24 protein-coding genes are annotated in these 25,409 nt (G+C 71.7%); 16 read left to right on the top strand and 8 right to left on the bottom strand.

All coding sequences use genetic code 11. The annotated features are described in order from the left end of the window. Positions 1-1,094: hypothetical protein (locus H0487_RS02065; protein ID WP_183092563.1), on the top strand; the 1,094-nt coding region annotated here is incomplete at its 5' end. 108 nt (positions 1,095-1,202) lie between these two features. On the opposite strand, the gene H0487_RS02060 is transcribed toward H0487_RS02065, so the two are convergent. Beyond that, entirely contained in the window at positions 1,203-1,547 is a 345-nt protein-coding gene (locus H0487_RS02060) for a hypothetical protein (protein ID WP_183092562.1), read from the bottom strand. Between the two features lie 131 nt (positions 1,548-1,678). On the opposite strand from H0487_RS02060, the gene H0487_RS02055 reads away from it, so the two are divergent. Beyond that, positions 1,679-2,119 carry a hypothetical protein gene (locus H0487_RS02055; protein ID WP_183092561.1) on the top strand — a complete coding sequence of 147 codons (441 nt, stop codon included), beginning with the start codon at positions 1,679-1,681 and terminating at the stop codon, positions 2,117-2,119. 6 nt (positions 2,120-2,125) lie between these two features. Here H0487_RS02055 and H0487_RS02050 read toward each other — a convergent pair whose 3' ends face one another. Beyond that, entirely contained in the window at positions 2,126-3,292 is a 1,167-nt protein-coding gene (locus H0487_RS02050; protein ID WP_183092560.1) for an alkaline phosphatase family protein, read from the bottom strand. Positions 3,293-3,530: 238 nt separating this feature from the next. Here H0487_RS02050 and H0487_RS02045 point away from each other — a divergent pair, with 238 nt between their 5' ends. From H0487_RS02045 to H0487_RS02025, 5 genes are all read left to right on the top strand, one after another. After that, the gene (locus H0487_RS02045; RefSeq protein ID WP_183092559.1) at positions 3,531-4,694 is read left to right on the top strand and encodes a hypothetical protein; all 1,164 of its coding nucleotides are present in this window, start codon (positions 3,531-3,533) and stop codon (positions 4,692-4,694) included. Between the two features lie 66 nt (positions 4,695-4,760). After that, on the top strand, positions 4,761-7,013 hold the full coding sequence (purL, locus tag H0487_RS02040; RefSeq protein ID WP_183092558.1) for a phosphoribosylformylglycinamidine synthase subunit PurL: 2,253 nt from the start codon (positions 4,761-4,763) through the stop codon (positions 7,011-7,013). Between the two features lie 18 nt (positions 7,014-7,031). Continuing rightward, on the top strand, positions 7,032-7,874 hold the full coding sequence (locus H0487_RS02035) for an alpha/beta hydrolase family protein (protein ID WP_312855789.1): 843 nt from the start codon (positions 7,032-7,034) through the stop codon (positions 7,872-7,874). A 33-nt stretch (positions 7,875-7,907) separates the two neighbouring features. Next, complete coding sequence (locus H0487_RS24115) at positions 7,908-8,765, top strand: tryptophan 2,3-dioxygenase (protein ID WP_183092557.1); 858 nt, start codon at positions 7,908-7,910, stop codon at positions 8,763-8,765. Beyond that, positions 8,762-10,012: a kynureninase gene (locus H0487_RS02025; RefSeq protein ID WP_183092556.1), complete on the top strand. Its 1,251-nt coding sequence runs from the start codon at positions 8,762-8,764 to the stop codon at positions 10,010-10,012. Before H0487_RS24115 ends, H0487_RS02025 begins: the two co-directional genes overlap by 4 nt. Here H0487_RS02025 and H0487_RS02020 read toward each other — a convergent pair. Beyond that, positions 9,999-11,114 carry a hypothetical protein gene (locus H0487_RS02020; protein WP_183092555.1) on the bottom strand — a complete coding sequence of 372 codons (1,116 nt, stop codon included), beginning with the start codon at positions 11,112-11,114 and terminating at the stop codon, positions 9,999-10,001. The genes H0487_RS02025 and H0487_RS02020 overlap by 14 nt on opposite strands. Positions 11,115-11,155: 41 nt before the next feature. On the opposite strand from H0487_RS02020, the gene H0487_RS02015 reads away from it, so the two are divergent. The 6 genes from H0487_RS02015 (at position 11,156) to H0487_RS01990 (ending at position 17,805) form a co-directional block, all read left to right on the top strand. Next, a complete protein-coding gene (locus H0487_RS02015; protein WP_312855788.1) occupies positions 11,156-11,515 on the top strand; it encodes a sterol carrier family protein in 360 nt (119 codons plus the stop codon). Positions 11,516-11,541: 26 nt separating this feature from the next. Next, complete coding sequence (locus H0487_RS02010) at positions 11,542-12,888, top strand: dipeptidase (protein ID WP_183092553.1); 1,347 nt, start codon at positions 11,542-11,544, stop codon at positions 12,886-12,888. A 122-nt stretch (positions 12,889-13,010) separates the two neighbouring features. Continuing rightward, positions 13,011-14,867 (top strand): DUF5050 domain-containing protein, encoded by a 1,857-nt coding sequence (locus H0487_RS02005; RefSeq protein WP_183092552.1) that lies wholly within the window; start codon positions 13,011-13,013, stop codon positions 14,865-14,867. A gap of 72 nt (positions 14,868-14,939) precedes the next feature. Next, positions 14,940-16,400: an amidophosphoribosyltransferase gene (gene purF / locus H0487_RS02000; protein WP_183092551.1), complete on the top strand. Its 1,461-nt coding sequence runs from the start codon at positions 14,940-14,942 to the stop codon at positions 16,398-16,400. 8 nt (positions 16,401-16,408) lie between these two features. Further along, on the top strand, positions 16,409-17,476 hold the full coding sequence (purM, locus tag H0487_RS01995; RefSeq protein WP_183092550.1) for a phosphoribosylformylglycinamidine cyclo-ligase: 1,068 nt from the start codon (positions 16,409-16,411) through the stop codon (positions 17,474-17,476). Between the two features lie 146 nt (positions 17,477-17,622). Then, a complete protein-coding gene (locus H0487_RS01990) occupies positions 17,623-17,805 on the top strand; it encodes a DUF3073 domain-containing protein (protein ID WP_183092549.1) in 183 nt (60 codons plus the stop codon). A gap of 78 nt (positions 17,806-17,883) precedes the next feature. Here H0487_RS01990 and H0487_RS01985 read toward each other — a convergent pair whose 3' ends face one another. Then, entirely contained in the window at positions 17,884-18,999 is a 1,116-nt protein-coding gene (locus H0487_RS01985) for a Glu/Leu/Phe/Val family dehydrogenase (RefSeq protein WP_183092548.1), read from the bottom strand. Between the two features lie 156 nt (positions 19,000-19,155). Here H0487_RS01985 and H0487_RS01980 point away from each other — a divergent pair, with 156 nt between their 5' ends. Then, complete coding sequence (locus tag H0487_RS01980; RefSeq protein ID WP_183092547.1) at positions 19,156-19,758, top strand: hypothetical protein; 603 nt, start codon at positions 19,156-19,158, stop codon at positions 19,756-19,758. A gap of 152 nt (positions 19,759-19,910) precedes the next feature. Here the strand turns inward: H0487_RS01980 and H0487_RS01975 are convergent, their stop codons facing one another. The 3 genes from H0487_RS01975 to H0487_RS01965 all read right to left on the bottom strand — a co-directional run bounded on the left by H0487_RS01975 (position 19,911) and on the right by H0487_RS01965 (position 21,612). Continuing rightward, entirely contained in the window at positions 19,911-20,291 is a 381-nt protein-coding gene (locus tag H0487_RS01975) for a nuclear transport factor 2 family protein (RefSeq protein ID WP_183092546.1), read from the bottom strand. Between the two features lie 51 nt (positions 20,292-20,342). Beyond that, the gene (locus H0487_RS01970) at positions 20,343-21,080 is read right to left on the bottom strand and encodes a DUF8692 domain-containing protein (RefSeq protein WP_183092545.1); all 738 of its coding nucleotides are present in this window, start codon (positions 21,078-21,080) and stop codon (positions 20,343-20,345) included. A gap of 88 nt (positions 21,081-21,168) precedes the next feature. Continuing rightward, positions 21,169-21,612: a hypothetical protein gene (locus tag H0487_RS01965; RefSeq protein WP_183092544.1), complete on the bottom strand. Its 444-nt coding sequence runs from the start codon at positions 21,610-21,612 to the stop codon at positions 21,169-21,171. Between the two features lie 161 nt (positions 21,613-21,773). Between H0487_RS01965 and H0487_RS01960 the strand changes: the two genes are divergently transcribed. Both H0487_RS01960 and H0487_RS01955 read left to right on the top strand, forming a co-directional pair. Further along, entirely contained in the window at positions 21,774-23,294 is a 1,521-nt protein-coding gene (locus H0487_RS01960; protein WP_183092543.1) for a DUF1800 domain-containing protein, read from the top strand. Between the two features lie 35 nt (positions 23,295-23,329). Then, positions 23,330-24,619 (top strand): DUF1501 domain-containing protein, encoded by a 1,290-nt coding sequence (locus tag H0487_RS01955; protein WP_183092542.1) that lies wholly within the window; start codon positions 23,330-23,332, stop codon positions 24,617-24,619. Here the strand turns inward: H0487_RS01955 and H0487_RS24110 are convergent. Beyond that, entirely contained in the window at positions 24,616-25,404 is a 789-nt protein-coding gene (locus H0487_RS24110) for a calcium-binding protein (RefSeq protein WP_183092541.1), read from the bottom strand. The two genes, H0487_RS01955 and H0487_RS24110, sit on opposite strands and share 4 nt — an antisense overlap. Positions 25,405-25,409: the final 5 nt, after the last annotated feature.

The raw sequence follows: 25,409 nt of genomic DNA, 5'->3' as shown, positions 1-25,409 counted from the left end.
CGGGAGCGCCCGAGGGCGCGGCCGAGAAGCTGATGCTCTCGGCCGCCGACCAGGACCCGGCCGCTGCGATCGGCGTGCTCAGCCCCGGTGAGTTCGAGGGCCTGGACGACGTCTACGACAAGGCGTTCGAGCGCGCTGAGGACGAGGAGCTCGTCGAGGGCGACGGGATCACCGACGCCCTCGACATCGAGCTGAGCGACCTGGAGTTCGATGTCGAGGAGCTGGGTGACGACCTCGCGCGCGTGACCCTCACGGGCGGCGAGTACGACGTGAGCTGGGACCCCGAGAAGCTCCCGGAGCGGTTGGAGTTCCTCAGCGAGGAGAGCGAGGCCGACTCGGAGTCCGGCGACCTCGAGGAGCTCTTCGACGGCGAGGAGGTCTCGGTCATGACGGTGAAGATCGACGGCCGGTGGTACGTGACGCTGCTCGGGACCGTCGCCGACTACGCCTACCAGGACGCCGTCGACGACAGCGACGAGGAGCTCGCGGAGCCCGACTGGGACGCCGCTGCGGAGGACGTCGACGCGATCGTCGGCGACGACCCCGAGGCGGTCATCGAGAACCTCGTCGAGGCGATCAACGGAGATGACGTCGAGGACCTGCTCGCCAACCTGCCGGAGGAGCTGGTCAAGCCGCTGCGGCCCTACGCCGGGGTCGTCCAGGAGTTCCTCGACGACAACGGCCTGGCGGACGACGAGATCGGCGTGGAGGTGACGGTCGCCGACCTCGACCTCTCGACCGAGGAGCTCGACGACGGCCGGGTCAAGGTCGTCATCGAGCGCGGCACCTTCTCCGGGTCGGCCTTCGAGATCGCCGACGGCTACACCGAGGAGGGCTCGGGCTCCATCAATGTCGCCGGCGACTGCATCGAGATCTACGAGGCCGGTTCCCTGCAGGACGAGACCTGCCTGGGCGAGGAGGAGACGGTCGAGGACCTCGGGCTCGACGAGATCTTCTTCGTGGTGAGGGAGGTCGACGACGGATACCAGCTCGACCCGGCTGCGACCTGGACGGAGTACGCCTCGATCGCCGTCGAGAACCTCACCGACGACCTGATCGACATGATCGTCGAGGAGATCGAGGAGGAGGTCTAGGACGATGGACTGTCCCTCGTGCGGCACGGCGGCCACGTCGCCGGGACAACGGTTCTGTGCGAAGTGCGGCACCAACCTGGCGGTGGTCGAGCCGCCGCCGGTCTACGGTCAGGCGACCCGGATCACGGGCCCGCTGTTCGCCGACGACGTACCCCCGCCGCCACCCCCGCCACCACCCCCGCCGCCGTCCTTCTCGCCGCCGCCGTCCTTCCCGCCGCCCGCACGCCCGCCCGGCGTTCCGGTCGCACCCCCGGTCACGCCGTCGTTCGACGACGGCCCGCGTCGCCGTCGCGGAGTCTGGCTGATCGCGCTGGTAGCGGCTGCGGTCGTCGCCGCGCTGCTCGGGGCGGGCGGTGTCTTGCTGCTGCTGGGCGACGAGGACGCCGGCGAGGACCGCGCGTCGGACACCCGGACCGACGGGTCCGAAGGGTCCGACCCTGACGGCGACGCCACGGCGACGGAGACGACGGTGACCGCGACGCCGCCGACCGACGACGCGACCGAGGAGCCGGNTGACCGCGACGCCGCCGACCGACGACGCGACCGAGGAGCCGGCCGCCTCCCGCTGCTGGAGCGGCGGGGCCGTGGTCGAGCGGATCGCCGACTGCGACGTCCCGACCGGGGTCGAGGGCATGTCCTGGGTGTTCCCGTCCTCGACGGGCAGCACCTGTGTCATCGAGGGAGCGGTCCAGCGGGCCGCCGAGGTCGACTGCACCCCGGTCGTCGGGGGTGGCGCGGTCCGGTTCCACTACAGCGAGTGGCGCACCCGGCCGGCGCTCGAGGGCTACTACGGCGGCAACACGATCAGCCCGATCGCCGCGCCCGAGGGTCGCGCCGACCTGGTGGCCGCGCAGGTGGAGTCGCGCGATCCCGACGTCGGCTACAAGGTCGCGATCTACTACGCCGACAGTGCGGGGCTCTGGTCCGTGACGATCTATGCCGCCGACGAGGCGCAGTACGACGCCGCCGTCGCGGCGCTCGACATCCGGCCGTTCCGGGAGCTGCGCGGCAAGCCTGCTCGCTGAGGCCGGTCAGCGGCCGTCGACGTCGAGGTCCTGCTCGGCGTCGAGCTCGCTCCCGGGCACCGGGCCGAGGCCCAGCAGGTCGGTGACGAGGTTCGCGACGTCGCCGTTGCGCACCGGCTGCGGACCGCGGTAGCCCGGCTGTTCCTGGCCGGGGTCGCGGTAGTCGGGGTTGAGCGCGTAGAGGTCGCCGGTGCTGACGCCCGGGCCCCAGACGACGAACGGGATCGTGTAGTTCTCCGACCGGGTGCGGTCGAGGTGCCGGGTGGTCCCGGGGACGCCGCCGTGGTCCGCGGTCACGATGACCACGACCTCCTCGGACAGCTCCTCGTCGTCGGCGATCGCGGTGATGAGCCGGTCGATGTCGGCGTCGGCCTCGGTCACGGCGTCGTTGTACTGTGCGCTGCCCCATCCGAACTCGTGGCCGGCGCTGTCGGGGCCGGCCAGGTGGACGAACGTCAGGTCGCGGTCGTGCTGGTGGAGGTCGTCGATGGCCATCACGACGAGTGCGGTCTGGTTGGTCATGATCTCGGGTCCGTGCATGGTGTCGGGCCACGCGCGGCCCCACATCTCGAACTTCTCCTTGCCGGCATAGACGGCGCTGCTGCCGCCGGCCGCGTCGATGACGGAGAAGACCGACTCCGTGCCGGGCGCGACCGACCGGGTGCTCGTGTGGTTCCAGGTCACCCCGTGCCCACCGAGCGCCGCGACCACCCGCCGCCCGGTGACCATCCCGGTGTGGTTGGGCAGGGTCACCGTCTTCTCGACCTCGGTCCGCGCGTTCAGGGTGCCCGCGCCGTGCAGGAACAGGTCCGCGATCGTCGGCGTCGTCTGCTTGCTCACCCAGGCCGACCCGAGGCCGTCGACAGACACGACCACGACCCGCGGGTCGTCCGGGAACCCCTGGGACGCGATGTCCTCCGCGGTCTCGCCCAGCCCGGGGTCACCGTCGGATCCGTCCCCGCGCCCCTCGCCCGACCCGTCGTCGTCCGGTGCCCCGTCGGTCGCGGACGGACCCCCCGCCGACCCTGAGGAGGCCTCGTCGGCCCCGGCCGAGGCGCTGTCGTCGTCGTTCCGCACCCACCACAGCCCACCCGCCACCAGCGCCGCGATCACGGCCACGACAGCGAACGTCGCAGCCGTTGTGCTCGGCTTCGGAGTCGGGGCAGTCGCCATGTCGGCAAAGGTAAGGCACGGGCCCAGCCGAGCAAGGCGGTGCTGGCGATGCATTGCCGCGGGCGAAGAATTTTCAGAACTCGACCAGGCTCGCGGCTGCGGCGATACGTTGCCGGGATCCGCGGTTGTGCGGTCCCTGTCTTCCCAGGAACGTCCGATGGAACTTCACCTTGCTCTTCGTGACGTGGTCGCGCGCATGGGGCCTGAGGTGCTCCGAGACGGGTCGTCTATCCGGGGTGTGCTCGACGACGTCCTGGACGAGGACATCGCCACGCTCGGGGATCTGAACCTCTTGGCGGACGCTGTCCGCCTGGGCGCAGTGCCTCGACTTGAACGGATGCTCGAGGCCGGTGCCGATCCCGGATCGGCCTGCGAGGAGGTCGGCTCTCAGATCGCGCGGGACCGGGGCGGCGCCGACGTCGCGGCATCGATCTGGGCATGCGCGGCCCTCGGCTTCGGCGTCGGGTTGGTGCCGGACGAGGTGGTGCGTTCTGTGCGCTCGCGCCCTCTGTCGGCCAGGCCGGCCCACCCGACGGTGATACCTGGCCAGGCGACCGTGGCGCCGTCGAGCCCCGCCGCTCCTACGGTGGCCGCCCCGATCGGAACCAGGGCCGCTGGGATCCCGCCGGCCCCGCCTCGCCGCCGGGTGGTGGCATGGGCCGCCGGCGGGGTGGTCCTTGCCGCTCTCGTCGGTGCCGCTGCGGCGGCTGGCGTCGTTGCGATGAACGATGACGGTGGCCGAGAGGTGGCGGCGGTCGACGGGACCACGACGTCGCCCGCGCCGGGGACGTCGGTGTCGCCGTCGAGCGCTGCCACCGCGGCCCCGTCGGAGAGCGCTCGTCCCACGGGTTCGACCAGCCCCGGGGGTGACGCGATCGACGTCGGAGGGGAGGCTCCGAAGATCGATTGCTGGAACGGCGCGGAGGTGGCCGCGCTTCGTTCGTGCAGTCTGCCGAGTGGTGTGCGCGGTCTGGACTGGATCTTCCCTCGTGCTCAGGACCCTGGATGCGGTGCGATCGCCCGAGGCCACCACGGCCGAGTGGTCGACCGCTACTGCGCGGTCGACCTGGCCAGCGGCTCCGAAGCGCAGTTCCACTATTCGCAGTGGCGCGACTTCGACCGCATGAGGTTGAATTACCGGAACGATCAAGGCGGAGCGGATCTCGTGCTCGAGCGGGACGACATCCATGCGTTCCCGGTCATCGATGTCGACGCTGTTCGCAAGGTGGTCCTCTACTACCGGCTTCCGGACGCTCCGTGGGCGGTGACCATCTATGCGGAGTCCGACACCGACATGACGCTCGCGCTCCGGCTCCTCGAGATCCGTCCGGTCAAGCAGCTGCGCGGGGTGGGTCGGCAGCAGCAGAACGTGCCGGCGTCGTTCCGCGTCGACTACCCCTGACGCGCCGCCGTCTTGCCCAGATCGCCCGATGGGCCGGTCCCGGCGCAGGGCCGATAGATTTGCGGCGTGCTGGACACCGTTTCCCTCGCCGCGACCGACCCCGACCGCGAGCAGCCGTGGGCCGACCTCGGGCTCAAGGAGGACGAGTACCAGCGGATCCGCGAGATCCTCGGACGGCGCCCCACGTCCAGCGAGCTGGCGATGTACTCGGTCATGTGGAGCGAGCACTGCTCCTACAAGTCCTCCAAGGTGCACCTGCGGCAGTTCGGTGAGATCCCGCAGGTGACCCCGATCGGGCCGATGCTGGCCGGCATCGGCGAGAACGCCGGCGTCATCGACATCGGGCAGGGCTACGCGGTCAGCTTCAAGGTCGAGAGCCACAACCACCCGTCGTACGTCGAGCCCTACCAGGGCGCCGCGACCGGGGTGGGCGGCATCGTCCGCGACATCATCGCGATGGGTGCCCGCCCGGTCGCGGTCATGGACCCGCTCCGCTTCGGTCCGCTCGACGCCGACGACACCCACCGGGTGCTGCCGGGGATCGTGGCCGGCGTCGGCGGCTACGGCAACTGCCTGGGCCTCCCCAACATCGGTGGTGAGGCCGTCTTCGACGAGACCTACCTCGGCAACCCGCTCGTCAACGCGCTCTGCGTCGGGGTCCTGCGGCACGAGGACCTGCACCTGGCCAAGGCGTCCGGCACCGGCAACAAGGTGATCCTGTACGGCGCCCGGACCGGCGGCGACGGCATCGGCGGCGTGTCGGTCCTCGCGAGCGAGACGTTCGACGCCGACGGCCCCGCGAAGCGGCCGAGCGTGCAGGTGGGCGACCCGTTCATGGAGAAGCTCCTCATCGAGTGCACGCTGGAGCTCTTCCGGGCCGGCGTGGTCGCCGGCATCCAGGACCTCGGCGGTGCCGGGCTGTCCTGCGCGACCTCCGAGCTCGCGTCCGCCGGTGACGGCGGCATGCGGTGCGAGCTGGACCGGGTGCCGCTGCGCGACTCCACGCTCGCTCCCGAGGAGATCCTCATGAGCGAGAGCCAGGAGCGGATGATGGCCGTCGTCGAGCCCGACGACGTCGCCGCGTTCCTGGCGATCTGCGCCAAGTGGGACGTCGAGGCCGTCGCGATCGGCGAGGTCACCGACACCGGTCGTCTCGAGATCACCTGGCACGGCGAGGTCGTCGTCGACGTCCCGCCGCGCACCGTCGCCCACGACGGCCCCGTCTACGAGCGCCCCTACGCGCGCCCGGACTGGCAGGACGGCCTCCAGGCCGACGCCGCCGAGGCGCTGCCGCGCCCGACCACGGGTGACGAGCTTCGCGCGACCCTCCTCCAGCTCGTCGCCAGCCCCAACCTCTGCGACAAGTCGTGGATCACCGACCAGTACGACCGCTACGTCCAGGGCAACACCGTCCTCGCGCAGCCGTCCGACAGCGGCATGGTCCGCGTCGACGAGGAGACCCACCTCGGTGTCTCCGTCGCCACCGACTGCAACGGCCGGTTCGCCAAGCTCGACCCCTACGCCGGCGCCCAGCTCGCGCTCGCCGAGGCCTACCGCAACGTCGCGACCGGTGGGGCCCAGCCGCTCGCGGTCAGCGACTGCCTCAACTTCGGCTCGCCCGAGGACACCGGCGTGATGTGGCAGTTCGCGGAGGCCTGCCGCGGTCTCAAGGACGCGTGCGTCACGCTCGGCATCCCGGTGACCGGCGGGAACGTGAGTCTCTACAACCAGACCGGCGACACGGCGATCCTGCCGACCCCGGTCGTCGCGGTGCTCGGCGTCATCGACGACGTACGGCGCCGCACGCCCACGGCGTTCGGGGCGGCCGGCGAGCGGATCGTGCTCCTCGGCGAGACCCGCGAGGAGCTGTCCGGCGGCGAGTGGGCCCACGTCGTCCACGGACACCTGGGCGGCCGTCCGCCGGTGCTCGACCTCCACGCCGAGCGCAGCCTGGCCCGGCTGCTCGCCGACCTGGTCGGTGTCGCGACCAGCGCCCACGACCTCTCCGACGGCGGTCTCGCCCAGTCGCTCACCGAGGCCTGCCTCGTGGGCGACGTCGGCGCCACGGTCACGCTCGACGACGTCGCCGACGACGCGTTCCTGGCCCTGTTCTCGGAGTCGGCCACGCGCGCTGTGGTGACGGTGCCGGTGGAGGAGATCGAGGAGCTCCGCGCGCTCTGTGCCCGCCACGACGTGCCGATGACCGAGATCGGGAGCACCGGTGGTGACGCGCTGGTCGTGGAAGGGGCGTTCGACGTGCCGCTCGACGAGCTCCGCACCGCCTGGACCTCGACCCTGCCCGCCGCGCTCGGTCACTGAGCCGGGCGGGGACGATCGGTGAGCGCCACGTCCGCCCCGCGCCGTCGTACCGTGCTGGCCGCGGCCGCTGCGGCGGCCCTGGCGGCCTGTGGGACCGACCCTGACAAGGAGTCCTCGATGGAGCCGAGCCCGACGGACCGGCTGCGCCATCCCTACGGTGACGACCCGAGCCAGTTCGGCGAGCTCCGGTTGCCGGACGGCGCGGCCCACGGCGTGGTGGTCGTCATCCACGGCGGCTTCTGGAAGGCGCAGTACGACGCCTCCCTGGGCACCCCGCTGGCCGAGGACCTCACCGCCGCAGGCTGGGCGACCTGGAACCTGGAGTACCGGAGGGTGGGTTCCGGGACAGGGGGTGGAGGGGGCGTCCCTGAGACGCTCGACGACGTCGCCGCAGGGATCGACCTGCTCGCCGACCTGGTGCCGGCCGACGTGCGGGCGCGGGTCGTGACCCTCGGGCACTCGGCCGGAGGCCACCTGGCGACGTGGGCGGCCGGACGGGTCGACCCGGTCGTGCCGGTCACCCACGTGGTGTCCCAGGCAGGGGTGCTGGACCTGGTCGCCGGGTCGCGCGACGGCCTCGGCGCGGGTGCTGTCGACGCGTTCCTCGGGCACCCGGCCGGCCCCGCGGACGCCGCGGCCGACCCCACCCAGCAGCTGCCGCTCGACGTGCCCGTCTGGTGCGTCCACGCCCCCGACGACGACATCGTGCCGATCAGCCAGTCGACGGACTACGTGGAACGCGCCGTCGCTGCTGGCGCGACGGCCGACCTGGTCGAGGTGACCGGCGGCCACTTCGGGGTCATCGACGTGACCAGCCAGGCGTGGTCTCGGATCCGAGACATCTTCGACACGCTGCACTGACGGCGGCACAGGCCTCGGCGCTACGGTGACGAGGTGTCCATCGAGGAGGGGTACCGGCCGCTCGAGCCGGGCGTGCGCACGGACTTCAGCGGGGCCCTCGACTACGCGGGCTACCTGCACCTCGACACGCTGCTCGCCGCCCAGCACCCGCTGAGCGACCCGCAGCACCCGGACGAGCTGCTCTTCGTCATCCAGCACCAGACGACCGAGCTGTGGCTCAAGCTGATGGTCCACGAGCTGGTCGGCGCGCGGACCTTCCTCGACGCCGACGACCTCGCCCGTGCCCGCAAGAGCCTGTCCCGGGTCAAGCACATCCTGCGGACCGTCACCGAGCAGTGGTCGGTGCTCGCGACGCTCACTCCCAGTGAGTACGCCGAGTTCCGCGACGTCCTCGGACCGGCGTCGGGCTTCCAGTCGGTGCAGTACCGAGCGGTCGAGTTCCTGCTCGGCAACAAGAACCCGCAGATGCTCAAGGTGTTCGACGCCAACCCGGCGGCGCGCGACTTCCTCGCCGGCGCGCTCGACAGCCACACGGTCTACGACGCGTTCCTCCGCCTGATCGCGCGGCGCGGGCTGCCCGTCCCGGCGGCGGTGCTCGAGCGCGACGTACGCCAGCCGTGGGTCGAGGACGCCGGCCTGATCCCCGTGTTCCGGACCGTCTACGAGGACACGACCGGCCACTGGGACCTCTACGAGACCTCCGAGGACCTCGTCGACCTCGAGGACGCGTTCCAGCTGTGGCGCTTCCGTCACCTGCGGACGGTGCAGCGCACGATCGGCTTCAAGACCGGGACCGGCGGCTCCTCGGGGGTCTCCTTCCTGCGGCGCGCCCTCGACCTGACCTTCTTCCCCGAGCTGATCACGGTCCGCACGGAGATCGGGGTCCGATGAGCACCGCACCGCTCGGGAGCGTCCGTGGCGACCTCGCTGCCCGCGCCGCCGCCCTCGACGCCGCCGACCCGCTGGCCGAGCACCGGGCGGCCTTCGTCCGGACCGACGGCGTCGTCGCCTACCTCGACGGCAACTCGCTGGGGCGCCCGCTGCTGGCGACCCGGGACCGGCTCGCCGACTTCGTCGGCGGGGCCTGGGGTGACCGGCTCATCCGCTCCTGGGACGAGGGCTGGATGGACGCACCGACCGAGCTGGGCGACCTCATCGCCCGGGTCTGCCTCGGTGCCGCCCCGGGCCAGACGGTCGTCGCCGACTCGACCACCGTCCTGCTCTACAAGCTGGTCCGGGCCGCCGTCGACGGCCGGGCCGCGGACGGCCGCTGCGAGGTCGTCGTCGACACCGACAACTTCCCGACCGACCGCTACGTCGTCGAGGGGATCGCGGCCGAGCGTGGCCTGACCCTGCGGTGGATCACGCCGGACGCCGGCGGCGCCGTGACGGTCGACCAGGTGCGCGACGCGGTCTCCGAGCGGACCGCGCTGGTCCTGCTGAGCCATGTCGACTACCGGTCCGGCCGGATCGCCGACCTGCCGGCGATCACCCGGGTGGCCCACGACGTCGGTGCCCTCGCCCTCTGGGACCTCTCCCACTCTGCCGGCTCGGTCGAGCTGAGCCTCGACGAGCACCAGGTCGACCTCGCGGTCGGCTGCACCTACAAGTACCTCAACGGTGGGCCGGGAGCCCCGGCGTTCGCCTACCTCGCGGCGCGCCACCACGGACGGCTGCCCCAGCCCGTCCAGGGGTGGATGGGCGCGGCCGACCCGTTCGCGATGGGCCCCGGCTACCAGCCTGCGGCGGGCATCCGCCAGCTGATCAGCGGCACGCCGCCGATCGTGGGGATGCTGCCGATGCGCGACATGCTCGCGCTCGTCGAGCGCGCCGGGATGCCGGCGCTGCGCCGCAAGTCGATGGCGCTGACCGGCTTCGCGATCGAGGTCGCCGACGCGTTGCTCGCGCCGTACGACGTCCGAGTGGCGTCCCCGCGCGACCCGGCGGCCCGGGGGAGCCACGTCATGCTCGAGCACCCGGACTTCCGCGCCGTGACGGCGGCCCTGTGGGAGCGCGGGGTCATCCCGGACTTCCGTCCGCCTCACGGGCTCCGGGTCGGGCTGTCCCCGCTCAGCACCTCGTTCGCCGAGGTGGCGGCCGGCCTGGGTCAGGTGGCCGACCTGCTCACTCCTCGGTGAGCTCCTCGGAGGTCTCCTCGGACTCGTCGTCGCGGTTCTTCTTCCGCTTCTTGTCCTTGGGGTCCTTCCAGAGGTACAGCTTCTCCTTGCCGACGACCTTGCGCTTGCGGGGCTCGTCCCACTGGCCGTAGCTGACCTGCTCGACCTGCTTGTAGGTCAGCTCGACCACGAACGGACCCTGCTCCGGGTCCTCCTCGGGGACCTCGAAGACGTAGGTCGTGCTCTCGGCACAGGTGTTGGTGCCCGGGACCGGGCACTGGTTGAGGTCGCTCTGGGAGACGAGCGTGTAGTCCGCCTTCTCGCGGTCGATCTCGGCCGTCACCTTCACACCGCGCGAGAAGTAGCGCGCGCCCGAGCCGAGCAGGTCGGTCTCGGCGTAGACACCCATCCGGGTGGTCAGGGTGACGGCGAGCCAGACGCTGCCCTCGGGAGCCCACTCGCCCGCGGCGTACGGCGTGATCACCGGGCCGACGGTGTTGCAGGTGAAGTCGGCGCTGACGTAGCGCGGGTCGAACCACTTCTCGTCGGTGCACGAGGTCTTCTTGAGCTGGTCGTCCTCGATGTCGTAGAGCGCCGCGGCGATGCCCTCGTCACGCTCGCCGGAGGCGAGGTCGAGGGTCTGGGTGACCCCGTCGAACTCGATCTCGAGGGTCCGCTCCTCGGCGTCGCCGTCGGCGACGACGTAGAACGACTCGGCGTTGCCCTCGGCGTCGCGCTCCGGCGGCGGGACCCGATAGCTCTCGGTCTCGGTGACCAGGTTGATCCGCGGGGTGTCGGAGGTGTCGACGATGCCGTCGAGGCGGTTGGACGCCCACGGGTCGTACTGCCACGTGATCGGGACCAGGACGGCGCCGGCCGGGGCGTCGACCGTCTGACGGGTCCGCGTCTCGTCGGCACCGGCGGATTCGACCGGGTCCTCGGTCCAGACGAGGAGGCGCCCGACGGGCATCGTGATCGTGGTCCGGCGACCGCTCTCGAACTGGTCGTCCTGGCGCGCCCTGACGATGTCGCCCGCCGAGAGCTCCGCCTTCTCCTCGCTGCACGCGGTGAGGGAGGACAGGAGCACGAGGAGGGCCGTACCAAGGACCACGCGTGCCTGCATGGCTCTCATTGTGACCGACGATGGTTTGTAGTCTCGCTTCCGTGCCCTCCCGACTCCGTCCCGCCGACCCCGCCGAGGTCGACGCCGCGCTCGCACGGGTGGCCGCCGACGAGCCCGACCGCACCGACCTGCGGCTGCTCACCAAGCACTTCCTGGCGCTCCTGGAGGAGCGTGCTCCGGGCCGGTCGGTGGAGGTGCGGGTGCCGCCGTACGCCGCCGTGCAGGTGGTCGCCGGGGTACGGCACACCCGCGGCACGCCGCCGGCCGTCGTCGAGACCGACGCGGGCACCTGGGTGGGTCTCGCGAGCGGGGCGATCGACTGGTCCGAGGCGCTCGCCGACGGCCGGGTCACGGCCAGCGGGGAGCGCACCGACCTGGCCCCCTACCTCCCCCTGGCGTGACTGCGTCGGTGACGTAGGTTGCCGTCATGACGATGACGAGTGACGAGATCCGATCCCGCGTCGCCGAGCTGCTCCCCGGTGTTCGCGACGACCTCGAGGCCCTGGTGCGCATCCCGTCGGTGAGCGCCGACCCCGAGCGGCTCCACGAGGTGGAGCGGAGCGCCGAGGCGACCGCCGCGCTGTTCCGTGCCGAGGGCGTCGACGCGCGCATCGTGCGCGCCTACGACGGTGCCCCGCCGGCGGTGATCGGTGAGAAGCGCGGCCCCGAGGGCGCCCCGGTGGTGCTGCTCTACGCCCACCACGACGTGCAGCCCGAGAACGACCCGACCGAGTGGGACAGCGCGCCCTGGGAGCCCACCGAGCGCAACGGCCGGCTCTACGGCCGCGGCGCTGCCGACGACAAGGCCGGGATCATGGCCCACGTCACCGCGCTGCGAGTGCTGGGCGAGGAGCTCCCCGTGACCGTCCGGCTGTTCATCGAGGGCGAGGAGGAGGTCGCCAGCGCGACCCTCCCGCAGCTGCTGGAGCAGAACCTCGAGGACCTCCGCGCCGACGTCATCATCATCGCCGACTCCGGCAACTGGGACATCGGCGTCCCCGCGCTCACGACCAGCCTGCGCGGCCTGGTCCGGGTCAACGTGCAGGTCCGCACCCTCAGCCACGCCGTGCACCAGGGCATGTGGGGCGGCCTGGTCCCTGACGCCGTGCTGGCACTCTCCCGCCTCATCGCCTCGCTCCACGACGACGACGGCAACCTGCTCGTCGAGGGCCTGGTCAGCGGCCCGGCCGCCGACGTCGACTACCCCGAGGAGCGGCTGCGCGCCGAGTCCGGCGTCGCCCCGGGGGTCGAGTGGATCGGCCACGGCCCCAAGGTGGAGCGGCTCTGGACGCAGCCGGCCCTGTCGGTGATCGGTCTCGACGCACCCAAGGTCGACGGCTCGTCCAACACCCTGATCCCTGCCGCCCGTGCCCGACTCGCGCTGCGCACGGCGCCCGGCGAGACCTCCGCCAACGCGATCGCCTGCCTCCGGGCCCACCTCGAGAAGCACGTCCCGTGGGGCGCCCAGCTCTCCATCGAGGTCGTCGACACCGGTGAGCCGATCGCGCTCGACGTCACCGGTCCGGCGTACGACGCCGCCCGCTCGGCGTTCGCCGAGGCCTGGGGCGGCACCGAGCCGGTCGACATGGGCGTCGGCGGCTCGATCCCGTTCATCGCCGAGTTCCTGGACGCCATGCCGGAGGCGAGCGTGCTCGTCACCGGCGTCGAGGACCCCGACACCCGCGCCCACGGCGCCAACGAGGGCCTCCACCTCGCCGAGTTCGAGAAGGTCCTCGTCGCCGAGGCGCTGCTGCTGCGCAACCTGGGGGAGTGACCGCGAGGCGAGGGAGATCCTCCGATGTGAGGATGCCGCCGGATCGCAAAATTCGTTAGCGTCGGTGCCCTCAGGGCGTGGTGTCGGGACACGCCGTCACCCGTTGCTCCCCGGGGGTCGCTGTGCACAAGTTCCGTATCGCTTCCGTCGTGGTCCTGGGCGTGACCGCCCTCACCGGGGCGGTCGCCTCGCCTGTGGCGCCGGCCCGGGCCGTCTCGCCCGGCATCAACGGCGACATCGTGTTCACCACCAACGTCGGCGGCAACCTGGAAGTGATGCGGATGAACGCCGACGGGATCGAGCGGACGCAGCTGACCAACGATCCCGCCAGCGACCTGCATCCGGTCGTCTCTGCGGACGGCCTGACCATCTACTTCTCCAGTGACCGTGATGGAGACCGCGAGATCTACCGGATGAACCTCGATGGGTCGGATCTCACGCAGCTGACCCGCAACAGCGTCAACGACACCGAGCCCGCGCCCTCCCCTGACGGCCGCTACCTCGCCTACACGAAGGCACTCCCGGGTGTCGGGGCAGAGGTCTGGCGGATGCGCACCGACGGCACCGAGCACGTCCGGCTCACCGTCGCTCCGGGGCAGGATGCGAGCCCTGCCTACGCGCCCAACGGCCAGCAGATCGTCTTCCTCAGCAACCGTGACGGCAACTCCGAGATCTACAAGATGAACGCCGACGGTACGAGCCCGACGCGTTTGACCAACAACGTCGCGAGCGACGACGAGCCGTCCTTCTCGCCCAACGGCCAGCAGATCGTCTTCGGTTCCACACGCGACGGTCAGGGTGAGATCTACCGGATGAATGCCGACGGGTCGTCGGTGGTCCGGTTGACGAACCAGGCCGGACTCGACGCGAGCCCCGTCTTCTCGCCCGACGGAACGCAGGTCCTGTTCACCAGCGACCGGAACGGTCCTAGCCTTCAGCTGTTCCGCATGTCGGCCGGCGGCGGCGCGGCCACCCGCTTCGTCAGCAGCACCGACGACTCCGGGCCCTCGTGGGGTGCGGCGTACGTGGAGTGCCAGGGTCGCGCGGCGACCATCACGGGCACCAACGCGAGCGAGACGATCACCGGCACCCCCGGACCCGACGTCATCGCCGCCCTCGGGGGCAACGACACGATCAACGGGCTCGGCGGCGCGGACGTGATCTGCGGGGGCATCGGGACCGACACGGTGACCTACGCCGGCCACGACCTCGACGTGACCGCGAACCTCGGCGGCGGTCAGGGGGACGACGGATCCGCGGCGGACGGTCCTGCCGGGTCGCGGGACTCCATCGGCGAGGACGTCGAGAACCTGACGGGCGGCAACGGTGAGGACGTGCTCCGCGGCAACGGCTCGGTGAACACGCTGGCGGGCGGACCGGGCGACGACGTCCTGCTCGGCGGGGTGGGCGACGACGTCCTGATCGGAGCGTCCGGGGACGACGTGGCTCGCGGCGGCGACGGCGCCGACCTGCTCCAGGGCGGTACCGGCGACGACCAGCTGCGCGGGGGTGACGGCGTCGACGCGCTCGAGGGCGGCACCGGCGACGACGTCCTCGGCGGCGGTGAGGGCGACGACGTCCTCGAGGGCGGGGCCGACGCCGACCAGATGATCGGGGGTCCCGGGGTGGACCAGGCCAGCTATGCCGCCCGGAGCGCGGCGGTGACCGCGTCCCTCGGCGCCGGCACCGGGGACGACGGGGGAGCCGTGGACGGCGTCCTCGGCTCCCGCGACACGATCGCCGCCAGCGTGGAGGACCTCGTCGGCGGTTTCGGCAACGACAAGTTGACGGGCAGCGCCGGCAACAACTTCATCTCCGGCGGCGCGGGGATCGACACCATGCTCGCTCTCGGTGGCACGGACCTGATCTTCGCGGTCGACGGGGTCAAGGACGCCAAGATCGACTGTGGTGCCGACAACGACTTCGCCGCCGGCCGCGACGCGATCGACCCGTCCGCCGCCAGCTGCACGGGGGCCTGAGCGAGCCGTGGCCGATCCCACGCACGCGCGGAGTGCGGAGGTCCGGGGCTCCGACCACTAGACTCCTGGAACGTGTGCGGAGTCTTCGGCGTGTGGGCCCCTGGTGAGGACGTCGCGAAGCTCACCTACTTCGGGCTCTACGCCCTCCAGCACCGCGGTCAGGAGTCGGCCGGCATCTCGGTCAGCAACGGCCGCCAGATCCTCGTCTACAAGGACATGGGGCTGGTCTCGCAGGTCTTCGACGAGACCACGCTCGACTCCTTCCAGGGTCACCTGGCGGTCGGACACTGCCGCTACTCGACCACGGGGGCGAGCACCTGGCAGAACGCTCAGCCCACGTTCCGGCCGACCGCCCACGGCTCGATCGTCCTCGGCCACAACGGCAACCTGATCAACACCGCCGACCTCGCCCAGCTGGTCCGCGACCTCCCGAGCGACGAGGAGGAGCTCGACATCCACGCGCGCGAGCTCGAGGCGTCGACCAACGACACCAGCCTGGTCACCGCGCTGCTGGCGCACCACCCCGACCAGTCGCTCGAGGCCCGAGCGATGGAGCTGCTGCCGCAGGTGAAGGGCGCGTTCTGCTTCGTCTTCATGAACGAGGACACGCTGTACGCCGCCCGCGACCCCGAGGGCATCCGCCCGCTGGTCCTGGGTCGTCTCGACCGCGGCTGGGTGGTGGCCAGCGAGAGCGCCGCCCTCGCCACCATCGGCGCGAGCGTGGTCCGCGAGGTGGAGCCGGGCGAGCTCATCGTCATCAACGAGAGCGGGCTGCGCTCCCACAAGTTCGCCGAGCCGCGCCGCAAGGGCTGCGTGTTCGAGTACGTCTACCTCGCCCGCCCGGACGCGATCATCGCGGGTCGGAGCGTGCACGAGGCGCGGGTCGAGATGGGCCGTCAGCTGGCCCGCGAGTTCCCGGTCGAGGCCGACGTCGTCATCCCGGTCCCCGAGTCGGGCATCCCGGCAGCGACCGGCTACGCCCTCGAGAGCGGCGTCCCCTACGCCCAGGGCTTCGTCAAGAACGCCTACGTCGGCCGCACCTTCATCCAGCCCAGCCAGACCCTGCGCCAGCTCGGCATCCGGCTGAAGCTCAACGCGCTCGACCACGTGATCCGCGGCAAGCGGGTCGTGGTGGTCGACGACTCGATCGTCCGCGGCAACACCCAGCGGGCCCAGATCCGGATGCTCCGCGAGGCGGGCGCGACCGAGGTCCACGTCCGGATCTCCAGCCCGCCGGTGAAGTGGCCGTGCTTCTACGGCATCGACTTCGCCACCCGCGCCGAGCTCATCGCCAACGGCCTCGATGTCGACGAGATCGCCGCCAGCGTGGGCGCCGACAGCCTCGGCTACATCTCCCTCGACGGCATGGTCGAGTCCACCGGGCAGCCGCAGCAGAGCCTCTGCACCGCCTGCTTCACCGGCGACTACCCGATCGAGCTCCCCGACGAGAGCCTGCTCGGCAAGCACCTCCTGGAGGCAACGCTCTCGTCGCAGGTCCAGGGCGAAGCATTGCCCGTCTTCAACAACCCGTGAGGAACCCCGTGTCCGACGCCGACAACGCCTACGCCCGCGCGGGCGTCGACATCCACGCCGCCGACAAGGCCGTCGACCTCATGAAGGCCTCGATCGAGAAGGCCCGACGCCCTGAGATGCTCGGCGGCCTGGGCGGCTTCGCCGGACTCTTCGACGCGAGTGCCCTCACGTCGTACAAGCGGCCGCTGCTCGCCACCTCGACCGACGGCGTCGGCACCAAGGTCGCCGTCGCGCAGATGATGGACAAGCACGACACGATCGGGTTCGACCTGGTCGGGATGGTCGTCGACGACCTCGTCGTCTGCGGCGCCGAGCCGCTCTTCATGACCGACTACATCGCGACCGGCAAGGTCGTGCCCGAGCGGATCGCCGCGATCGTCCAGGGCATCGCCGAGGCGTGTGTCGAGGCGGGCTGCGCGCTCGTCGGCGGCGAGACGGCCGAGCACCCAGGCCTGCTCGCGCCCGACGAGTACGACGTCGCGGGCGCGACCACGGGCGTGGTCGAGGCCGACGACCTGCTCGGCCCCGGTCGCGTCCGGCCCGGCGACGTGGTGATCGCGATGGCCGCGAGCGGCCTCCACTCCAACGGCTACTCCCTGGCCCGCCACGTGTTCTTCGCGCAGGCCGGCTGGACCGTCGACCGGCACGTCGAGGAGTTCGGCCGCACCCTGGGCGAGGAGCTCCTCGAGCCGACGAAGATCTACACCAAGGCCGGTCTCGCGATCGCCCGCGGCACCCGGACCCACGCGATGGCCCACGTCACCGGTGGCGGTCTCGCCAACAACCTGGCCCGGGTGATGCCGGTCGAGCTGCGGGCGACCCTGGACCGCGCGACCTGGACGCCGGCGCCGGTCTTCGACGTCGTCCGCCGGCTCGGCGACGTCTCCCAGCCCGACCTCGAGGCCACCCTCAACTGCGGGGTCGGGATGGTCGCGCTGACCCACCCGGAGTCCGTCGGAGCCGCTCTGGACCTGCTCGCCCAGCACGGCGTCGACGCCTGGGTGGCGGGCGAGGTCGACGTCGACCCGGACCAGAAGGGCACCGTTCGGCTCGTCGGCCAGCACGCCGGCTGGTGATCTACCGAACATTGGCACCCCCAACCGCGGACTCGGTGTGCGGGAACACCCCTGCAACAGGTAGCGTTGTCCCCACGAAGACTCTGACTAAATAGTCCGGGGTGCCACTGCGCGTCCCGGCCGAGTGTGCGAGGGGGCTGGACCCTATGGGCCGCGGCCGTGCGAAAGCCAAGCAGACGAAGGTCGCGCGCGACCTCAAGTACCGCACTCACGAGACTGACCTCAGTGCCCTGGCGCGAGAGCTCCACGGCGACGAGGGCAAGTCCGACGTGGTGGACAGGGTCGAGGAGCCCGACCAGTGGTCGGACTACGACCCACACCGCGATTGACGCACCCTCGTCGTTGACAGGGCGACCCGACCAGCACGCTGGCCGGGTCGACCCGTCGGTCGAGTGCGCGTCGGTGTCTCAGGGCAACCAGATGCCGCGGAGGCGACCCACCTCGAGCATCCGCTGCTCGGCGATCCGGTCGGCGGCCGTGGCGGTCGGGACGCCGTCACGACGGGCGCGCTCGAGGACCGTCCGGGTCGTGTCGTAGATACGGGTCGCCCGCAGCTTCGCCCGCTCGAAGCTGAAGCCCTCGAGCTCGTCGGCGACCTGGACCAGGCCACCGGCGTTGACGACGTAGTCGGGCGCGTAGACGATGCCGCGGTCCTCGACGAGCTTCTCGACCCCCGGGTGCGCGAGCTGGTTGTTGGCGGCACCGCAGACGATGCGGGCGCTCAGCTCCGCGACGACCTCGTCGCTCAGCGCCCCGCCGAGCGCGCAGGGAGCGTAGACGTCGAGCGCGGAGGCCACGAGTGCCTCCGTCGAGGTCACGACCTGGACCTCGGGGTGCTCGTCGCGGACCCGGTCGAGCGCCGTGGTCGAGACGTCGGTGACGACCACCCGCGCGCCGGCGTCGACCAGGTGGCCGACGAGGTGGCGACCGACCTTGCCGACGCCCGCGACGCCGACGGTGCGGCCGGCCAGCCCCGCTGCCGGGTCGTGGTCGCCCCAGACGGTCTCGGCGGCGGCACGCAGGCCGCAGAACACGCCGTACGCCGTCAGGACGCTGCTGTCGCCGGCGCCACCGTGGGCCTCGGTGCGACCGGTGACGAAGGAGGACTCCCGGGCGACCAGGTCCATGTCCTCGCTGTAGGTGCCGACGTCGCACGCGGTGAGGTAGCGACCGCCGAGCGACTCCACGAAGCGCCCGTAGGCGCGTAGCAGCGCCTCGCTCTTCTGGGTCGCGGGGTCGCCGATGATGACCGCCTTGCCGCCGCCGAGGTCGAGCCCGGTCACCGCGGCCTTGTAGGACATGCCGCGGGAGAGCGCCAGCACGTCGGCCAGCGCGGCCGCCGTCGAGGCGTAGGGGTAGAAGCGGGTGCCGCCGAGGGCGGGGCCGAGGGCCGTGGAGTGGATCGCGATGATCGCGCGCAGTCCGCTGGCGGGGTCGTTGGCGAAGACGACCTGCTCGTGCTCGAGACCGTGCTCGAGGAGCTCAGTGGCGGGTACGACGGGCGGGGTGCTGCTGTCGGACATGAGTGCCGCTTTCTGTCGGCCACGGGGGTGGTGTGGCGGTGGAGACCGGCGCCGCGGGGGTGGTGCGGTGCCAGTGACTCAACGATAGGGCCGGCGCGGGGCTATCACCACGCTGCCGGCACGCAACCGATCCGGTTGCCCGCTCGTCTACAAGGAGTGCGCACCGTCCGACTCCTGCTCGCCGTCCTCCTCCCCGCCCTCGCGGCGACCCTCGGCCTGGTGGTGACCACGGCCGGCCCAGCGGCGGCCTGCTCCTGCGTGGGCGGCGACGTCCGGCAGTTCGCGCGCTGGGCGGACGTCGTCTTCACCGGCTTCGTCGCCGAGGCGGACGACCGTGAGCAGAAGGTCGTCTACACCTTCGAGGTCGAGCGCGTGTACGACGGCGAGGCGTCGGCGACCGAGCGGGTCGTCACCGGCAACCAGGGCAGCGCCTGCGGGCTGCCGGGCCTGCAGCCCGGCCGGCGGTACGCCGTCTATGCCGGCGCGACCGATGCCGGCGTGCTCAGCATGTCGTCGTGCGGCGGGACCCGGGCGGCGGGACCCGGCTACGTCGACCGCATCGAGCGGAACCTCGGCGCCGGTACGACCCCTGCAGTGACCACGCCCGCAGGGGACCGGCCCGAGGCCAGGGACGACGCCCGGGACACGGTGGACGACGCGGGCACCCGGTGGTGGGTCCTCGTCGTCGCGGGTACGGCCGGCGCCGTGATCGTGGGCGGCCTGGCGGCGGGAGCCGTCCGCACCCGGCGCCGGGCCTGACCGAGGCTCTCGGGGCGGCCGCGGCGGACAAGCGTCAGCCGGGTGGGCCGCTCCCCCCATGGCGCGGGCCCACCCGGCCGTCCTGTTCAACGACGGATCACGCCGGGGGATACGCCGTACATCATGTCCAGATAACAGGTCGGACGACCTGTTCAGCTGACCTGCATGTCCTCGTTGCTCCAGAAGGCCCGCATGCTCGTGATCCGGCCCTCGTCGTCGAAGGTCATCACGTCGATCGGCGCGAGCGTGTAGCGCTGGTCGCCGACCTTGGTGACCAGCTCGAACTGGAACGCCGCGGAGCTGCGATCCTCGGCGATCCGCGCCGAGACCAGGGCGCTCTCCTGCTCCAGCGGCTCGATGGCTGCATAGAACTCGTGGATCGACTCGCGCGAGGTGCGGACCTCGGACCCCACCGGGTCCTCGACCGTCGCGCCGTCGGCATAGAGCGCGAGGATCGCGTCAGCGGTGCCGCTGCCGACGAGGTCGACGTAGCTCTGGATGGTCTCGAGGATCCGGTCCCGGTCGGCGGCCATGCGTGCTCCCAATTCTAGAACGTGTTCTTGTTCCAGGCAGGGTAGCCGCTCCTACCGCGGCTCGGCAGGCGCGGTCGCGGCCGGCGCGACCCCGACGGTGCCGCCCCCGGCTCCGAGCAGCTCGATGGTCGACCGCGGCTGGACCGTGTGGAGCAGGCGGAGCAGGGTGCCGACGGCGAGCAGGATGCCGCTGATCTCGCACGCCTCCTCGAAGGTCAGCACGGTCAGGTACGGCGTCGACTTGCGGCCGTTCTCGACCGCGAAGCCGCTCAGCATCTCCACCACGATCGCGCCGCCGAAGTAGATGCCGGCCGCGGCGATCAGCCGGAGCTGGGTCGACGCCGGCAGTGACCGGATGACCGGGGCGAAGTACCACGCGGCGAGGACGAGGAAGGCGACCGCGGGGATCAGCCACGCGAAGTAGAAGACGCCGAAGTCGATCGCCAGGCCACGGCGCAGGGGGCCGGTGAAGAGGTCGTGGAGCTGGGACGCCTCGTCGATCGACATCAGCAGCAGCACGCCGGACAGGGCGGCCCACCGGTGGGCGAGGGGCGCTCCGCTGTCGCGGTAGTGCGACGCGAGGAGGAAGGTGACCATCGCCGCGACCAGCAGCGGGAACGACTCGAACCAGGACGCGAAGTTGCCCTCGCCGTTGAGGTCGAAGTGGCGCGGGACGCCGTACTCCCGGCTGACGCCGTGCTCGAGGAAGAGGTACAGGGTCACGACGTGACCGAGGAGCATGATCCCCGCGGTGATCCAGAGCGAGCGAAGCAGGCGTAGCGACAACACACCGGGACAGTAGGTCGTCCGTCGGAACGCCACCGACGGTTCGCCGGATTTGATATCTGTTCGCGACCTGCTGCCGCGTGTGCTCGGCTCAGGTGCTGCTGCCGCCGGTCGCGGCCGCGGTCAGGACCGACAGTCGGTAGCGCAGCACCATCGGCCGGATGCCGAGCGCCTGGAACGACAGGTGCGGCCAGCTCCACGCGGGGTCGTTCTGGTCGGGCTGGAGGGTCACCGTGACCGCAGCCGCCCCCGCACCGCTGAAGCTGTCCCCGCTGCCCGCCGGGAGGATCTGGGCGATCGTGACCTCGGCCGCGAGGGCCGGCTCGTCACCGGTCCGGATCGCCGCCGCGTCCGGCGGGACGAACCCCATCGGCGTCCCGTCGATCTGGCTCGGACGGTGGACGAGGAGGCCGGAGTCCTGGCGGATGGTGATCTCGCCCGAGTAGGTGCGCACGCGGGCGGGCGATCCGTCCGGTGCGAACGCGGGTTGGTCGAGGAACGGCGACGGCGTCACACCCGCGAGTCCTAGGGCCATGGTCCCAAGATAAGGGGACCGGGACCCGGATGTGGTGGTCCGACGACGTCACTCCGGTCGAGTCGCCAGATGCTGGAGCAGCCGCATCGGCGAAACCTACCGTAGGTGCTTAGACGTCTAAGCACTCTGCTGGCGGCGTCGATCCCCCCAAGGAGCAGTCCGTGTCGATCGTGCCCGTCGCAGCCCGCACCAAACCCCCCGTCCGACGACGTGGACTGGCCGTTGCGGAGTACGAACGACGCGCGGCCCCGGTGATCCTCTCCGCCGCCGACCGCCACCTGGTCCGCCGGTTCACCCACGGCCTGACCCCGGAGCTCGCCGCGCAGGTCAAGGCCGTCGGCGGCGGGATGGCCTGGTTCCAGCAGCAGCTCACTCCGGCGCTCGTCGCCGATGCCCCGGGCGCGGCCACGGACAACTGGTTCCCGACCCTGCGCAAGACGCCGGCCCAGATCTTCCAGGACAACCAGGACGGCGTGCGGGGCGGCTGGGAGGTCGCCAACGACCTCAGCAAGTGGACGGTGGCCCGGCGGATGCTCAGCAACCGCCAGGTCCACGAGGTGATGGTCGACTTCTGGTCGAACCTGCTCAACGTCACCCTGTTCCACGACGACGCGCTGTTCTGGCGCAAGGACTTCGACAAGGTGATCCGGACCAACGCCCTCACGTCGTACGAGAAGCTGCTGCAGGCCGCCGTCACGCACCCGGCGATGGGCCTCTACCTCGACAACGCGTTCTCCTCCAAGGAGGCGCCCAACGAGAACCTCGGACGCGAGGTCCTCGAGCTGCACACCGTCGGCGTCGACGGCGGCTACACCGAGGACGACGTGAAGGCCTCGGCGCGGATGCTGACCGGCTACCGGGTCGACGTCTGGTGGCCCGAGTTCCGCGCCTACTACGACCGCAGCTGGCACGACACCCAGCCCGTCAAGGTGCTCGGCTTCACGCACCAGAACAGCTCCTCGGACGGGCGGCCAGCGACGATGGCCTACCTGTCCTACCTTGCCAAGCACCCGGCCACGGCGGCGCGGCTCGCGCGCCGGCTGTGCGTCCGGTTCGTCTCCGACACGCCCTCCGCGGCGCTGGTGGCGGCCGTCGCCAAGGCCTACCTCGACAACGGGACGGCGATCCGGCCGACCCTGCTCGCGATGGTGAGGCACCCGGACTTCGCCCTGGCGGTCGGCCGCAAGGTGCGCACCCCGCTCGAGGACTACATCGCGACCGTCCGGGCGCTCGGCATCAAGCCCCTGGCACCGGTGTCCGAGGACTCCTACGCCCGGGCCATGTACTGGCAGTACAGCGAGATGGGCCAGCCGCCGTACGAGTGGCCGACGCCGGACGGCTATCCCGAGGTCGACTCCGCCTGGGCGAGCGCCGGTCGGGTGCTCACCAGCTTCACCCTCCACCGCGACCTCTCGGCGCGCTGGTGGCCCACCCAGGAAGTGCGGTACCCGTCCAAGGAGTCCATGCTGCCGGCGATGCCGGCGCCGCTCGGCACCGTCATCGACACGATCTCGATGCACATGCTCGGCCAGAAGCCGACCGCCCCGGTGCGCAACGGAATCGCCGAGCTTCTCGGGATCCCCCTGACGAAGTCGATGACCAAGGCGGAGGCGCTCACGTACTGGACCTTCACCGGGATCCAGACGTCGTTGCTCGACTCGCCCCTCCACATGCACAAGTGACAGCACCACCGACGGACTGACGGAACGAGGCGACGATGTCGACGACGGCGACGACGGAAGGCGGCTGCGGCTGCCCGGACTACAACCGCGGCGGGCTGACCCGCCGTCGCCTGCTCAAGACGACCGCCGCTGGCACGGGGGCCTTGGTGGGTGCCCAGATGATCGGCGGGGCGTTCATGGAGGCCGCGTACGGCGGGACGCCGGGCGGCAACGTCGTGGTGGTGGTCAGCCTCCGCGGCGGCGCCGACGGCCTGTCGATGCTCGTGCCGCGTGGCGTCGACCACGACCGGCTCGCGGGCCTGCGGCCCAACCTGGTCGTGCCGGAGAGCACGCTCCTCGGTGCGGACCCGCGGTTCGGCCTGCACCCCGCGTTCAGCCCGCTGCTGCCGATGTGGAACGCCGGCACGTTCGGCGCGGTGCAGTCCGTCGGCCTGCCGGCGCCCAACCGCAGCCACTTCGACGCCATGGAGGAGGTCGAGGACGCCGACCCCGGCTCCAAGGCCCGCGTGGGGTGGATCAACCGGATGATCGGGCTTGACCCGAGCGCGGCCCCCCAGGACTGCGTCTCGCTCGGCTCCACGCTGCTCCCCACCTCGATGGTCGGCCCGGCGTCGGTCCTGGGCGCCTACGAGATCGAGGACCTGGCCGTCGCCGACGTCGGCACGACCGCGGCGCTGCGCCGCTCGTCCCTGCGCACCATGTGGGCGACGGACAAGTCGGTCATCGGCGCCGGGGTCCGGGTCGCGATGGACGCGACCGCCCGGCTCGCACCGCTGGTGGAGTCCGCCGACACGGCCGTCCGCACCAGTGCCTACCCGGCGGGCCCGCTGGCCGAGGTGCTCGCCAACACCGCGGCCCTCATCCGGGCCGACGTCGGGACCCGCATCGTCGCCGTCGACTACGGCGACTGGGACATGCACGAGGGCCAGGGGAGGGTCGATGACGGCTGGTTCACCAACCACGTCTCTCACTTCGCCCGCTCGCTCAAGGCGTTCTTCGCCGACCTCGGCACCGCTGCCGCGCGGACGACGGTGGTGACGATTAGCGAGTTCGGGCGGCGGGTCGAGGAGAACGGCGACGGCGGCACCGACCACGGCTACGGCAACGCGATGCTCCTGTTCGGCGCGGGCGTCGCGGGCGGCACGGTGCGCGGCCAGTGGCCGGGCCTCGCGCCGGCCGCGCTCGAGGACGGGGACCTCGCCGTGCGGCACGACTTCCGCAGCATCCTCTGGGAGGTCATGGCCGACCGGTTCCCGGGGATCAGCAGCCGTCGGGCCGAGGTGTTCCCCGGGTTCGTGCCGGAGACCCTCGGCGTCATGTCCTAAGGCGTGCGCTCGCAGCCCACCCGGGTGTCGGCCGGATCGATCTCCGCGGCGTCGGACCCGTCGCCGCACTTGAGCTGGTCGGCACCGACGTCCCCGTAGAGCGTGTCGTCGCCCGGGCCGCCCTCGACGACGTCGTCTCCGTCGCCGCCGTGCAGCTCGTCGGCGGCCTCGAGCCCGACGATCCGGTCGCGGCCCTCCTCGCCGAACGCGAGATCGCTCCCCTCCCCGGTGCGGATGAAGTCGTCGCCCGCCCCGCCCCAGATCCGGTCGCGGTCGAAGGCGCCGTTGACGAAGTCGTCCCCGGCGCCCAGGTGGATCTCCTCCCGCCCGGCGTCGGCGAGGACCTCGGCGCGGAACTCGGCGCCCAACGTCGTGGTGTCGACATAGTCGTCGCCGAGGCGGAGCTCGAGGAACAGGGTCAACGGGTCGGCGGTCGTCACGCCCGGGGGGACGGGACAGACGGCAGCGACACCCCGTCGTACCCGCAGGGCGTCGCAGACGCCGGCCAGGTCCTCCCAACGGGCGGACCGCGGGTCACGGAACCGGAGGCCGCCCTCGACCAGGGTGACGACGAGCCGTGAGTCCTGGCCCCACGCGCCGAAGTAGTAGCCGTCCTGCACCCGCTTCAGCGTGGCCGGGCGGACGATGCGCGCGGGGTCGGTGTCGTCGATGGTCGGGCGTGCCTGGGTGGCCGGTGCTCCTGCCGCGAGCACGACCGGGACCGCGGCCGTCGACAGGACGAGGGCCAGGAGGCAACGGGAGGATCGGCGGTGGCTGCGGCGCACGGTTC

This window comes from Nocardioides stalactiti, assembly GCF_014180715.1.
GTDB classification, from domain to species: domain Bacteria; phylum Actinomycetota; class Actinomycetes; order Propionibacteriales; family Nocardioidaceae; genus Nocardioides; species Nocardioides stalactiti.
This window is presented reverse-complemented; position numbering and strand designations above follow the sequence as displayed.

Bases quoted from the DNA above. Each gene is read 5' to 3' on its own strand.
- H0487_RS02050 (WP_183092560.1), bottom strand. From the start codon at position 3,292: ATGGCGACTGCCCCGACTCCGAAGCCGAGCACAACGGCTGCGACGTTC.
- H0487_RS02025 (WP_183092556.1), top strand. From the start codon at position 8,762: ATGAGCACCGCACCGCTCGGGAGCGTCCGTGGCGACCTCGCTGCCCGC.
- H0487_RS02020 (WP_183092555.1), bottom strand. From the start codon at position 11,114: ATGCAGGCACGCGTGGTCCTTGGTACGGCCCTCCTCGTGCTCCTGTCC.
- H0487_RS02010 (WP_183092553.1), top strand. From the start codon at position 11,542: ATGACGATGACGAGTGACGAGATCCGATCCCGCGTCGCCGAGCTGCTC.
- H0487_RS01990 (WP_183092549.1), top strand. From the start codon at position 17,623: ATGGGCCGCGGCCGTGCGAAAGCCAAGCAGACGAAGGTCGCGCGCGAC.
- H0487_RS01985 (WP_183092548.1), bottom strand. From the start codon at position 18,999: ATGTCCGACAGCAGCACCCCGCCCGTCGTACCCGCCACTGAGCTCCTC.
- H0487_RS01975 (WP_183092546.1), bottom strand. From the start codon at position 20,291: ATGGCCGCCGACCGGGACCGGATCCTCGAGACCATCCAGAGCTACGTC.
- H0487_RS01965 (WP_183092544.1), bottom strand. From the start codon at position 21,612: ATGGCCCTAGGACTCGCGGGTGTGACGCCGTCGCCGTTCCTCGACCAA.
- H0487_RS01955 (WP_183092542.1), top strand. From the start codon at position 23,330: ATGTCGACGACGGCGACGACGGAAGGCGGCTGCGGCTGCCCGGACTAC.